General features: G+C 50.2%; 8 protein-coding genes, 1 tRNA gene and 3 pseudogenes. 8 read left to right on the plus strand and 4 right to left on the minus strand.

Features of this window, described 5'->3' with window-relative positions:
* Nucleotides 1-724 precede the first annotated feature (724 nt).
* Complete coding sequence (gene ompC / locus A4308_RS12355; RefSeq protein ID WP_063308578.1) at nucleotides 725-1,840, minus strand: porin OmpC; 1,116 nt, start codon at nucleotides 1,838-1,840, stop codon at nucleotides 725-727.
* Nucleotides 1,841-2,461: 621 nt separating this feature from the next.
* Nucleotides 2,462-2,941: a hypothetical protein gene (locus tag A4308_RS12365; protein ID WP_156491223.1), complete on the minus strand. Its 480-nt coding sequence runs from the start codon at nucleotides 2,939-2,941 to the stop codon at nucleotides 2,462-2,464.
* Between the two features lie 714 nt (nucleotides 2,942-3,655).
* Between A4308_RS12365 and A4308_RS22930 the strand changes: the two genes are divergently transcribed.
* Nucleotides 3,656-4,039: a hypothetical protein gene (locus tag A4308_RS22930; RefSeq protein ID WP_197469589.1), complete on the plus strand. Its 384-nt coding sequence runs from the start codon at nucleotides 3,656-3,658 to the stop codon at nucleotides 4,037-4,039.
* A 1,211-nt stretch (nucleotides 4,040-5,250) separates the two neighbouring features.
* Nucleotides 5,251-5,319: transfer RNA gene (locus tag A4308_RS12375), tRNA-Ile, on the plus strand.
* 392 nt (nucleotides 5,320-5,711) lie between these two features.
* Here A4308_RS12375 and A4308_RS22935 read toward each other — a convergent pair.
* A pseudogene (locus A4308_RS22935) lies at nucleotides 5,712-5,979 on the minus strand (IS3 family transposase); the annotation flags it as partial.
* Nucleotides 5,980-6,094: 115 nt separating this feature from the next.
* On the opposite strand from A4308_RS22935, the gene tnpA reads away from it, so the two are divergent.
* From tnpA to tnpC, 3 genes and pseudogenes are all read left to right on the plus strand, one after another.
* The gene (gene tnpA / locus A4308_RS12380; RefSeq protein ID WP_063308582.1) at nucleotides 6,095-6,508 is read left to right on the plus strand and encodes an IS66-like element accessory protein TnpA; all 414 of its coding nucleotides are present in this window, start codon (nucleotides 6,095-6,097) and stop codon (nucleotides 6,506-6,508) included.
* Nucleotides 6,505-6,855, plus strand: a complete 351-nt coding sequence (gene tnpB, locus A4308_RS12385; RefSeq protein WP_063308583.1) for an IS66 family insertion sequence element accessory protein TnpB — start codon at nucleotides 6,505-6,507, stop codon at nucleotides 6,853-6,855. Before tnpA ends, tnpB begins: the two co-directional genes overlap by 4 nt.
* Nucleotides 6,856-6,885: 30 nt before the next feature.
* Nucleotides 6,886-8,476: pseudogene (gene tnpC / locus A4308_RS12395) on the plus strand (IS66 family transposase).
* An 83-nt stretch (nucleotides 8,477-8,559) separates the two neighbouring features.
* Here the strand turns inward: tnpC and A4308_RS12400 are convergent.
* Nucleotides 8,560-8,802: pseudogene (locus A4308_RS12400) on the minus strand (transposase); the annotation flags it as partial.
* A gap of 360 nt (nucleotides 8,803-9,162) precedes the next feature.
* Between A4308_RS12400 and A4308_RS12405 the strand changes: the two are divergent.
* From A4308_RS12405 to A4308_RS12415, 3 genes are read left to right on the plus strand one after another with little or no spacing between them, the layout of a single operon-like run.
* Nucleotides 9,163-9,684, plus strand: coding sequence for a Csu type fimbrial protein (locus tag A4308_RS12405; protein ID WP_063308586.1), 522 nt, complete (start codon nucleotides 9,163-9,165; stop codon nucleotides 9,682-9,684).
* A gap of 13 nt (nucleotides 9,685-9,697) precedes the next feature.
* Nucleotides 9,698-10,423, plus strand: a complete 726-nt coding sequence (locus tag A4308_RS12410) for a fimbrial biogenesis chaperone (protein WP_063308587.1) — start codon at nucleotides 9,698-9,700, stop codon at nucleotides 10,421-10,423.
* Between the two features lie 55 nt (nucleotides 10,424-10,478).
* Nucleotides 10,479-12,758 carry a fimbria/pilus outer membrane usher protein gene (locus tag A4308_RS12415; protein ID WP_063308773.1) on the plus strand — a complete coding sequence of 760 codons (2,280 nt, stop codon included), beginning with the start codon at nucleotides 10,479-10,481 and terminating at the stop codon, nucleotides 12,756-12,758.
* Nucleotides 12,759-12,783 lie beyond the last annotated feature (25 nt).

A 12,783-nucleotide genomic window follows, 5' to 3' on the forward strand; every position in this document is an offset into this window, starting at 1 on the left:
AGCGGGGAGCGCTTTACCCACAATCCATCGGATGTGACCTTTGCACTTCATTGAAGGGGATTGGAAAGATGGTTGTCGCTCGCTAAGAGGAGAGCCGCCTGCGCGGCGGACATTAAAAGCAGTTAAAGTGTGGTCAGCGTCAGGGAGAAGATATATCGCACCGGCAAAACTCACGTGATCGTGTCTATCGGCTCGGACAGTAGGCAGATAAAAAAAGCGCAACACAAAATGAACGATGTGTTGCGCGCTATATAAAATAAAGTGAAACAGTGGCAAATAACATCTCAATTAGCAGAACGGGTAGACTGTTAAGTCAACCCGGTCAATTGTACTTAGCCTCCCGACTTCGGACACCGTTGATCATCCGGGCTCGAAAACGCCGCTCATGGTCGTCGCGGCAGTATGAGTCACAGAACCCCCCTTCCTTCAAGGGCTCACTGCAGTTATGGCACGACCCGGTAAACGCCAGAACCGGACGCAGCCGTCCTTTCAGCAGCCGGGTCATACGCGCCAGCTCCGCTCTCTGAGCCAGATCCACAGTATCCATCACACCAGTCTCCGTTGTTAAAAACTTTTTTTTCAGAACGGGTGCTCCTGTATGGCTGTGATTCCACACACAAAATTCTGAAAATCACATAGAGAAAGGATAATGGTTTCAATACTGGTGATGACACTGGCAAAAAAAAACGGCCATCCAGGCCGGTTTTCAGCACAGTCAAGCGGGTCAGAACTGGTAAACCAGTCCGGTCGCCACTACGTTATCCGTCGCCACGCCTGAGGCGCGGGTGAACTTACTGTCGTCGATTAGGTTGATTTTATAGTCTACGTAAGTGGACATGTTTTTGTTGAAGTAATAGGTCGCTCCGAGGTCGATGTAGTTCAGCAGATCCTGATCGCCGTAGCCTTCGATGTTCTTGCCACGGGAGTGCAGGTAGGCAATGGACGGACGCAGGCCAAAGTCGGTTTGATACTGCGCCACGACCTCGAAGTTCTGCGCTTTGTTGGCAAAGCCCCAGGTATGGTCGCCGTCATTGTTGCCGAATCGGGTGGCGTTGTAGCTTTGGGTGTACTGCGTCGCGAGGTAAACGTTGTTGGCGTCATACTTCAGGCCACCGGTGTAGGTGGTTGCTTTGTCCCCTTTGCCGAAAGACAGTTTGTTCTGCTCATCTGTACGCTTTGAACTGGCGATAGCGGTACCAGCGCTGAAACCTTCACCGATATCGTAGGTCAGGGAGCCGCCGAAGCCGTCGCCGTTCTGGTACAGAGCATTACGACCATTGTTGGTAGGGCCGGTGCCTTCCCCCTTCACGCTGCCGTTTTTCCCCTGATACTGCAGAGCCAGATTCAGGCCGTCAACCAGACCGAAGAAATCGTTGTTACGGTACGTCGCCACGCCGTTAGCACGCTGCTGCAGGAAGTTGTCAGCGCCGTAGGTGTCACCGCCGAACTCGGGCAGCACGTCGGTCCAGGAAGTCACGTCGTAGACCACACCGTAATTACGGCCGTAGTCCAGGGAACCCAGGTCGCTGAACTTCAGGCCGGCGAAGCCAAGACGGGTCCAGGACTGGTCTCCGTCGCTCTCGGCACCGCTGGCCTGCATGTTATATTCCCACTGACCGTAGCCGGTCAGTTGGTCACTCACCTGCGTTTCACCTTTAAAGCCGAGGCGTGCATAGCTCTGGTCACCGTCCGCACTTTTGTCAGAGGAAAAGTAGTGCAGGCCGTCCACCTTGCCGTATAAATCCAGCTTGTTGCCGTCCTTGTTATAGATTTCAGCTGCGTGTGAGGTACCCGCTGCCAGAAGTGCCGGAACCACCAGGGAAAGTACTTTGAATTTCATTCAGATAGCCTCTGCTTGTGTATTATTAATCACTAAACGGAGCAGGAAACGGCGGTTTTAGCACCATTCTGTTCCGGAGATGTTATGAACACATCAGGGCAAAAATCATAACGGGTGAGCCGGTAAATCAACGCCTGACATCACATATTTATGCTAATCAGGGTAATCCGGGCTGTGGCAGAGGGGCTTATGCTCCGCGTCACGAAAGCCGCAGCATCGGTTATGGCGACATTATACAAGCTGACACCCCTAACACTGAAAGCTATTGCAAATAGTGACAATGACAACTGCCATCTTACCTGGCTGAATTTCTGTGCCGGGTGCAGTCTTATTCGGAAGTCATCAAAAAATTTATTCTGTTTGGACGTATTACGCCTCTTCATGGGGATGTCCTCATGAGGCTTATGAAGACAATACTAACATCTCGGTGTATTAATCTGCGGAGGATGGTCAGACTAGGTAGTAACAAGCATTTCGTGTCCCAGACATTTGTACGGATCTTTTATTTCCCAGTAAGGAAGCCCATTAAGAAGAAAAACAGGCGTGTGTTAATCAGCGGGCTTCTTGTGGTCGCAATTGTCGCTAAGTCGGCCTGTTCCGCAGTTTCGTTTACTCGTGCCATCAGTGAAAAAAAGTCAGAGCATCACCATTGCAGATGTTCAGCCAGATAACAATGTTATGCTGACTTATCCGGAAGGTTCTGCCTGGATCGATACTAAGCCCGGCTAAAGCCATACCCTTAAAGGAAAGCGATATGCGAACGCTGACGTTATGCCTGGCGTTGTTGCGTTTGCTTAACAGCTGCGTGCCACAGCGGTACGTCGGCGTGCAGATCGCTTCGTCGGCTCCGATGGAATTTACCTGCTTGGTAGCAGATGGCAGGGCGGTGGTGGTGTGCAAGGTGGATCCATAAAAAAGACCCGCCTGGGCGGCGGGTAAAAGAAAGTACTGAACCAAAAGAAGTTTATCTGTACTGCAGATGTTACTGTCAGCACGGGGGATGAAAATGTCAATGCAGGGGAAAAAAAAGCCCGCTACACGCGGGCAAAGAAACAAGTAGGAGCATTTATCATCAGGATGCGTCTTTTTATCGAGTCGCATATTAAGCGTCAAAACGGGTTGGTGAATTGTCAATCGGGCAGTCAAAAAAAAAGCCCGCACGGGCGGGCAAATGGTCGTAAGGCTTTTTAATAATTACCTTCTTATATAGAGCGTGATTAGTGTCGAAACGGAATGCATCCAATGAAAGTGTCTGGCAAGTAAATCGTGCGCCAGGTCACGTTAATAAATCGGTGAAACTATTCAGAAAAAATAAATATGAATGTGTAATGTTCGCCGTATCTTGTTTTGAAAATGATTATTTATGCGTTCAAGAAGCTCTTTTTAGGCGTGGGGTATAATGTAAAGCCGAGCACGTTCCCCATCACGTCCAGGGTGTAGAACGGAAGGGGCTGGTCAAACGCACAGTAATCACTCCTGACAGCAAAGGTAAACCGTTACTGAGCGCTTTTGTTGTCCCGGTGGTCGTAGCTCAAGGCACGAAGCGGCAGTTTCTGAAAGAGGTCGAGACAGCATTCTCTAGGGAGAGCGTGCGGTTCAGTACGGCATCGTGTTCGAAAAAGATAAAGTCCTGTTTAAAACCTGAGAAAAATACAGGTTACTTCTTAGCTGGGGGAACTCTGAGAGGCCGGAGCGGTGTGAAAAACCCGGATAAAAAAATGGCGCATCAGTACAGGGATAGACAGATGCGCCGCAAGTAAAACAAAGTTTCGTTAGGGATGTGGCAAAGCATCCGGTACCCGCGGGTGCTCCGCCATGTCCGGCAAACCAACTGAGGAACCGGACAGGGTAATGCTCATAACGGGAGTGGCTGAAGTCAACGACTGGCGGCCGAGTTCACCCGGAAAGAAGCTCGGTGATGGTAAGGTGTCGACGTTGCCCTCAGGATGTGACATTACGCTGTTAAAACTCATTTTTTCGTTGTCAGTCCGGGCATCGAACAAGCAAAGTGAGGTCAGAATTGACGATAAACAGGCACCGCAAATCGGCAGCGAGGCTGGTTTTAACGGCGAGCGCCGGGACCCGGTACTGGGCGGTTATCACCCGGGTAATGGCTCCCGCGTATACAATCCAGCGTTATACCGCTTTCCTTCCCTGGACAGTACGTGTCCGTTTGGGGAGGAAGGAATTAACCCGTAAGCCTTCTGCTCGGTGGGGCGATTAATCATTCAGACCAAGCTTGACAAATCAAGCCGGATATGACCGGAGGATTGTATCGGCCTAATCTTCTTGTGAACCTGGGGTGAACACTGGATATGACAGGCAAACCTGAAATGGCACAGAAAGAAAGATCAAGGGAAGAGAGAGCTGAAACGTCATATTCAGTACCCGGAAGTAGTGCTGTAGCGGGGAATTCAGTCAGTGATGAGTCTGTATGTTGAAAGCCCCGCGTTGGTCACGCTTTTGCTTTTCGGCGATACGACTAGGGCATGAGATGTATAGCATCAGTGTCCCTGCCACAGCATCGGATTAAAGCACCTATCAGGCCCGCCCATGATGGTTTTTTGCTTTACCTGGCTGGTTGGTATAGCATTATAAGGTTTAAAAGGACTTGAAAAATGGTCTTTATGCCGCTTTGGTAGCTAAAAGGGATTAAACCTCTATCTTTGTTGTCTGCGATGTTCTGTTTCTCCAAAGCGACTAAATTTTCCAGTTTTGAATGAGTGCTGCGTTTTACAAAATTGCTGTATGAAGACATTCATCTCTGAGGTCAGCGCTCATCCAAAAGCACCTCGTTAAATTCCAGTTAACCTCGGGTGGTTTGTTGGAAGAGGTGCCTCAAAATCCTATGCCTCGCTCCGGCGAGGTTTTTTTATTATCTGAATATCCTGGCTGACAAATCCGTCGCGAGAATAATATTAAGTGTGTACTTCCAGACTAGATGTTAATTTTTGATTGATCTGGTAACTAAGGGTTAGCGAGGGGTTGCTAATGCCGCTCTCCCGTTTCCATCATTACATACGTGCCAACTTAGCTCTGCAGGCAGACTACTGACTTATAATCAGTCATTCAACTTTTCTATTGCGGTGGTCGGGCACCATAAATCAGTAACAGGAAAGCACACTGGCAGAGAGGGTTTAGGGGCCTCACATTCTGAGCGAGAATGTTGTCAGTGTGCTTCCCTGTTGTGATGAATCCCCCTGTGCGGTGGGGCGTAAACAGCAAGTGGTTATTGTATTACGAACTCAAAGCTAAGCGCAGCAGTCAAACGCGAGCCATGGCTGCTGGCCAAAGGCTCACCGGGAGGCACCCGGCATCACAACATTTTTTAGACCCTTTAACTCAGTTGGTCAGAGCGAGTGACTCATAATCGCCTGGTCGCTGGTTCAAGTCCCGCAAAAGGTACCAAGCCGCGATTAGCTCAACGGGAAGAGCGTGTTATATGCAGGTACGGGGTTCGAGTCCTCGATGGCGGTCCATTCTTTTCAGGAAAGTAGCGTAGGATAAAAAAAACTACGTATCATTTGATGTTCTTAAGGTACTGGTTTTAATTGGTTGTGGGGTAGGGGGTATGAACACGGGAGTCATAAACATCGGTTGATTATTCAGTGTCTAAACCTCCTGTTTGCGATAAAGGGAAAGTCCTGACGGATTAGACAACAAACAGTAAAGCACATTATAAGCCCGTTTTCTCAGGAATGATAATATTTGGGTAGTGTGCTTTACTGTTGCGGTGAATCCCACTATGCGTAGGGGCATAAACAGTTAGAAGTGTCCATGACGGTTGATATGCGAGTCACGGTGGCTGACCAAAGGCTCATGGAGAGGCACTCCACACTGCAACATCTTATATCATATACATACTGCTAAGTTTTTGCGCTCGTGGGCCTTGATACCCAACCTGAGCCTCTATCCCGGCACGCTTGCCGGATCCGGTTTATCTCAGATTGTAGGTCGCTATCTCGTACGTCGGGATGGATCTTGCGATAGCCATAAATGCAACCTGATACCAGCCAGAACTGTTTAGTTTTTCCTGTCAGACTAAGATCCGACTGATGGCGTTGTGAATGCGGCTGCAGAAACCCGGTGTAGAACCAACTCGGATGAAAATTCAGCATCCGACAGAGCTGATGAACAGGTCAACAACAGTAGTTGTCACGGATAAAGACCGTAAGCGTAAACCCAGCGCCGTATGTAGCCATTAAGCCCGTACTGGTAACTTAGACGTCCACCTGTACAGACGGACATCTAAGTATGAAATCTCAGTCCTGGCGAAAAGAACCCCGTAAAAATTATCCTAATGACTTCAAACTACGTATGGTCGAACTTGCTTCCCGTCCCGGAGCCTGCGTTGCTCAGATTGCCCGTGAAAACGGCGTCAATGATAACGTTATCTTCAAATGGCTGCGGCTCTGGCAGGATGAAGGCCGCATATCACGTCGACTTCCGGCAGTTGTTGAATCTTCACCATCACCAATAATGTTACCTGTCAAGGTGATATCTGATCCAGCGCCAACCGGTGAGACCAATACAGACCCGGGTCAGTTCTCAGCGCTGAATGCCACCTCCTGTTGTGTTGAGTTACGCCACGGCAAAATGACGCTTGAGAACCCGTCGCCGGAGTTGCTGGCTGCGCTGCTCCGCGAACTGACCGGGAGAAGCCAATGATATCCCTCCCGTCAGGCACCCGTATCTGGCTGGTTGCTGGCGTCACGGATATGCGTAAATCATTCAATGGTCTTGGCGAGCTGGTACAACATGCACTTGATGAAAATCCGTTCTCCGGCCACCTGTTTATCTTCCGTGGTCGCAAAGGTGACACCGTGAAGATCCTCTGGGCTGATGCTGACGGTCTGTGCCTGTTTACCAAACGACTGGAAGAAGGCCAGTTTATCTGGCCTGCTGTACGCGATGGTAAAATCGCTATCACCCGCTCACAACTCGCCATGCTCCTCGATAAGCTGGACTGGCGTCAGCCAAAAACAGCTCGCCTTAACTCTCTGACAATGTTGTAAAAAGCGCATGGCCGCATTATAAATGGGGTCATGAGTCAGGACTATCCCGCCCGTATCGCCGCGCTGGAAGACGCGCTTCGCCAGAAAGACAGTCAGCTTAGCCTCGTTGCAGAGACTGAGTCGTTCCTGCGTTCGGCGCTGGCCCGTGCAGAAGAGAAAATAGAGAACGAAGAGCGCGAAATAGAGCATCTGCGGGCACAGATAAAAAACTGCGGCGGATGCTGTTCGGCACCCGTTCAGAAAAACTTCGCCGACAGGTTGAAGACGCAGAAGCCCTGTTGAAACAGCAGGAGCAGCAAAGCGATCGTTACAATGGCCGGGATAACGATCAGCAGGTTCCGCGTCAGCTTCGCCAGTCGCGCCACCGCCGTCCTCTACCTGAACATCTTCCCCGCGAAATAAACAGGCTGGAGCCAGCCGAAACCTGCTGTCCTGGTTGCGGTAGTGATATGGCATATCTAAGTGAAGTCAGCGCGGAGCAACTGGAGCTGGTCTCCAGCGCCCTGAAAGTGATCCGCACGGTCAGGGTGAAAAAGGCCTGCACCCGATGCGACTGTATCGTTGAAGCGCCTGCGCCATCACGTCCCATCGATCGGGGTATCGCCGGGCCGGGTCTGCTGGCCCGCGTGTTAACGGCCAAATACTGCGAACACCTGCCGCTATATCGCCAGTGCGAAATCTTTGCCCGCCAGGACGTGGATCTGAGCCGGGCTCTGCTCTCCAACTGGGTGAATGCCTGTTGCCGGTTAATGGCCCCGCTGGATGAGGCCCTTTACCACTACGTGATGGACTCCCGCAAACTGCATACGGATGATACTCCGGTGCCGGTGCTGGCACCGGGCAGAAAGAAGACGAAAACAGGGCGTATCTGGACATATGTTCGCGATGACAGAAATGCCGCTTCATCAGATCCGCCAGCGGCATGGTTCGCCTTCTCACCAGACCGGCAGGGGAAACATCCTCAGCAACATCTTCGGCACTATAATGGTGTGCTGCAGGCGGATGCCTTCGCAGGCTACGATCGGTTGTTCAGCGGAGAACGTGAAGGAGGTCCGTTAACCGAAGCGGCCTGCTGGGCTCACGCGCGCAGAAAAATCCACGATGTCTATATAAGTACTCAAACGGCCACAGCAGAGGAAGCCCTGAAACGTATAGGTGAGCTGTACGCAATCGAAGAAGCCATACGTGGCCTCCCTGCAACTGAGCGCCTGGCAGCCAGACAGTCCCGGAGTAAGCCGCTGCTGATATCCCTGCATGACTGGTTGGTGGAGAAAAGCGCCACTCTGTCGAAAAAATCCCGGTTGGGCGAGGCGTTCGCTTATGCCCTGAACCAGTGGGATGCCCTGTGTTACTACTGCGATGACGGTCTTGCAGAGCGGATAACAATGCCGCAGAACGCGCGCTACGAGCCGTCTGTCTTGGCAAGAAAAATTATATCTTCTTCGGGAGCGATCACGGTGGTGAGCGTGGAGCACTGCTGTACGGTCTGCTCGGTACGTGCAGGCTGAATGGCATCGATCCGGAGGCTTACCTTCGCCATATCCTGAGCGTACTGCCGGAGTGGCCTTCGAATAAAGTGGCTGAACTTCTGCCCTGGAACGTTGATCTCACCAATAAATAGTCGTCAATACGGCACTCACTTAACGCTTACTAAAGACCTACCCCTGTCGCACAGCTTAGCGAAATACACCGCGGTTTTTTTTATATGTTCCGTTCGTCAGTAACCCGCTTAAGCCCCTTCTGTAGTAGGCGGAGTTAAGCCTGAGCATCTGACTGCTCTTTGTTGGTGGAAGCGTCTGGCCAGTAATTCCTTATCCAGGCATAAAGTTTGTAGGCTGTGATATCGAGACGTGTTGCAACACAGGAAAGAGAATGGCCACGATCAATAATACGTTTAACAGCCTCAATTTTATCCTCTTCATGATAACATTTACTGCTTAAATACATCTCTCTAAGCCGATTTAAATGACTCTAAGATGTCTGTTAAACCCGCGGTGTTCACAATGGCAAAAACAAGCAGCTTAAGTATTTGCAGGCTTAGTGTTCGAAGCAAACATCTTGTTCAGAATTGATGTTACTCAGAATAATAAGCCAGGCAGCCAACATAATTACCTTCATTGTTTTAGATTGCTCGCTATTTGATGTTGTCTTTTCTCGTATGCCCGAAGATTACTCGGCAATAAGGCTGTGTTTGTTGTTCCGCAACTCACAATGCTTTTTGTGGCAGGAGAAGTAATTCTTTGCTGGACAAGCATAACCTCCCGTCTCCAAAACTATTAAGGAGAAAACAATATAAGGCGGACTGTTATGAAATCAATTCAGCAAGTGTATCTAGTTTTATCCGGCATTGTAACGGCTTTTATTCCAACAGCAAACGCAGCAATAGCTACGGGAAATTTTCAGGTGTTGATGACAATACAGAAATCCTGCACCGTGATGGCAGGGAACACTTCCAATATAAATCTCGGTACAGTCGATGCATCAGCGACTAACACAAGTGGAAATAATACTATTTCGGTTAATTGTTCAAAAACAACGCCCTATTTTATTGGGCTGGAACCCTCTAACAACAATACTCTAGGTGCGGGTGTTATGTCTTCAGTTGCTAACGGCGCGAACAATACCGATAAAGTACCCTATCAGTTAAACCAGACTTCTGCCACCGGTCCGGTTTGGGGGAACACTGCGACCACAACTACAGTAGGCAACGGGGTGGAGGGGACTGGAGACGGAACCCCGCAAACATTTACCGTTTATGCTACAGCGGCCAGCGCTAACTTCACTCCAGACAACTATGCCGATACTGTGACCGTCAACGTTAACTATTGACGGCAGAAATGGTATGAAATCGAAATTGCGAGTTCTTCGACCATATGCTCGACTTTACCTGTCAGCCCTATTCTGTTCCGTCAGCCCCGTGCTGGCGGGGGGCTTGCAGATAGCACCTGTCAGCTTGACATTACAGGCGATGCAAAACGCCGATGGGATCTGGCTTAGTAATGAAGGCGGCACCCCACTCCACGCCCAGGTGCGCGTCTGGAGATGGACGCAAAGCGGGTTCAGCGACAAGCTCTCCAGCGCCCAGGGGCTTGTTATCAGTCCGCCGATGCTGGTGCTAGCACCTGGTGAAAAACAACTGGTACGTGTTATTCGTACCGTTCCCACAACTCCAAATGCGGAGGCTTCCTGGCGTCTCTCTATCGATGAACTCCCCCCTGGAATACGCGAGAATAATCGGCTCCAGTTCGTTATGCGCTACTCCGTTCCCGTTTTTACGCAGCCAGCGGGTCTGGTCGATGCCGCACCAAAGTTGCAATGGAGGGTGGTAGAAGCGGACGGAAAGGCATTCTTTGAAGTGAAAAATCAGGGAAACATTCACGCGCAGCTTGCCCAGGCCACGTTAGTAAAAGACGATGGTAGGCGTAAGATCATTACGCCAGGACTGATGGGGTATGTTCTCCCTGGTTCGACGATGCGCTGGGTAATACCAGTGAATGCCGGTGATGTCCAGCGTGGTGGGAAAGTCGAAGTAATGATTAATGGTCAAAAAACAGTACAACACCTCTGAACGGCATCATCGTACGGTGAAAATTGTCCTGCTCAGTGGAGTCTTTATATCGGCTTTGGCTACGGCGCATGATATCAGCAATAATACGCCACAAAGTGCAATTGTCAGTGATTCTCAGCCGTTGATTGGTAGCGATTTGTACCTTGATGTTACTTTAAATGGAAATCCAGTTGGGTTGATTCACTTTAGTTATGCTGATGGCAAGCTCTATGGCAGCGCGAATACCCTTCGCCAGTTGGGATTGCGCTTACCGAAAGGGATGACATCGCCGGTATCCCTCGACTCATTTATGCAGTTAAAAGTGTCTTACAATGCCCGGCAGCAGACGCTGGAGCTACATACCCCGCTTGAAATGCTGGATATCACAACCACTCAAATCAACGAGTTCAATGAGACCGGACCGAAGAGCGATATCTCTAGTGGGGCTTTGCTCAATTATGAACTCTACACTCAGCAGGGCAATGATAGCAGTGTGAATACATTTAGCGAACTGCGCGCCTTTAATACTGAGGGGGTGCTCAGTACTAATCAGCTTAGCCAGTTCTCGAAAGTGAAGGAACACGGTAATCAATTTGCTCGCCTTGATACCAGCTGGCGCTCGTCGTTTCCCGATAAAATGTTGGCTGTTACCCTTGGTGATACCCTGACAAGCTCGCTTTCGTGGTCTCGCCCGACACGCATCGCTGGGATCCAGGTCGGTACTGATTTCAGCCTGAAACCATACATGCCCACGACTCCGCTCCCGTCCTTTCTTGGTTCCGCAACTTTACCCTCAAGTGTTGAGCTTTACGTTAATGGTATGAAGACTTACAACGGACAAGTTCCGGCGGGCAACTTCCAGATCAACACTATGCCGAGTATCAGCGGTGCGGGAAATGCGCGGATGGTAATGACTGATGCGCTTGGTAGAACAACGGTGCAGAATTTTTCGTTTTACAATGATCAACAACTCTTAGGGAAAGGACTCACTTCATGGTCTGCAGAGCTCGGTGTTGTGCGGGAAAATTACGGCTTCTCATCATTTGATTACACTGGCACTCCGGCCTTAAGCGCAACTTGGCGACGCGGTATTAGTAATGCACTCACCACTGGTGCCCATGCCGAAGCCAGAAGTAATCTGGTGAATAGCGGTGTCGACAGCAATTGGATACCAAGCGCCCGTAGTGGCACTCTCTCCACTTCCTTTGCCATGAGTACTGATGCGGGAGAGAATGGTTTTCAATACGGTATGGGCTATCGCTGGAGCGGAGAAAAGTTCAACTTCGGCACCAGCACCGTTGGCACTTCCGGCAAATACCATGACGTAGCGACATACTATGGTTTGCCGCCACCTGAACTCAACAGCAGTACCGTCGCAGGTTATAATTTTGGTACCGCTGGCAACCTTAGCCTCAGCTACCTCCAGCTCCGCTATCCGAAAAAATCAGCCGTGCGCTATGCTAGTGCCAGCTGGTTCAAAACCCTGACCGACTACGTTTTTATCAATGCTGGCTTCAATCAAAACGTAAATGACAGCAGAGATAGTAGCATATATTTGATGCTGACAGTGAGCGCTAGCGACAACATTAGCGTCAGCAGCACCGTTCAGCGTACCAATAATGAAACGGGTTATCAGCTCAATGCCAGCCGTACACCGCCATCGGATGGAGGAATAGGCTGGAACGTCGCCGCCAGCCAGCAGGGCTCAGAACAGAACGGTCAGGGAGAAGTGGGTTACCTGGGGCGCTATGGTAAGGTCTACACTGGCTTTAACAGCGTACCGCATAACCAATATAGCTATTCAGGGATAACTGGAGCGGTAGTGATGATGGGGGGCGGGCTGTTTGCCGCAAGGCAAATCAACAGTGGATTTGCTGTGGTTTCAACCGACGGAATTCCTGACGTGCCAATCAAGCTGCAAAACAACTTAGTGGGTGTAAGTGACGCTCAGGGACTGCTGCTGGTATCTCAGCTCAATAGCTATCAAAAGAATGAGATTAGCATCGATCCGATGAAATTACCTGCCAATATGCGCATAACAAGAGTCATTGCCAACGCTACGCCGGCGGATCGTTCCGGCACGCTGGTAAATTTCGGAATCATTCCTGTACACGCCGCGCTGGTTATTCTGGTGGATGATAACGGGCGGGTAATTCCGCAGGGAAGTACTGCAACCTTAAGCGGCGGAACACGGCAATCCTCAGAAGTGGGTTTCGAAGGGATGGCATATTTTGATACCCTGGAGCCCCACAACCGGCTTCATGTTTCTACTGTAAACGGTGACTGCTACGTGCGGTTTAGCTACCCGAAAAACACAAAAGATATAGCTCGCATTGGCCCGCTGATTTGCCGGTAATCGTGTAACGTTTTATATCAGGAGC

This window comes from Enterobacter sp. ODB01 (genome assembly GCF_001623605.1).
Classification (GTDB): domain Bacteria; phylum Pseudomonadota; class Gammaproteobacteria; order Enterobacterales; family Enterobacteriaceae; genus Enterobacter; species Enterobacter kobei.

What these genes read in the sequence shown, in the direction of transcription:
- ompC (WP_063308578.1), bottom strand. Translation starts at nt 1,840, where the DNA reads ATGAAATTCAAAGTACTTTCCCTGGTGGTTCCGGCACTTCTGGCAGCG.
- A4308_RS12365 (WP_156491223.1), bottom strand. Translation starts at nt 2,941, where the DNA reads ATGCGACTCGATAAAAAGACGCATCCTGATGATAAATGCTCCTACTTG.
- A4308_RS22930 (WP_197469589.1), top strand. Translation starts at nt 3,656, where the DNA reads ATGTCCGGCAAACCAACTGAGGAACCGGACAGGGTAATGCTCATAACG.
- tnpA (WP_063308582.1), top strand. Translation starts at nt 6,095, where the DNA reads ATGAAATCTCAGTCCTGGCGAAAAGAACCCCGTAAAAATTATCCTAAT.
- tnpB (WP_063308583.1), top strand. Translation starts at nt 6,505, where the DNA reads ATGATATCCCTCCCGTCAGGCACCCGTATCTGGCTGGTTGCTGGCGTC.
- A4308_RS12405 (WP_063308586.1), top strand. Translation starts at nt 9,163, where the DNA reads ATGAAATCAATTCAGCAAGTGTATCTAGTTTTATCCGGCATTGTAACG.
- A4308_RS12410 (WP_063308587.1), top strand. Translation starts at nt 9,698, where the DNA reads ATGAAATCGAAATTGCGAGTTCTTCGACCATATGCTCGACTTTACCTG.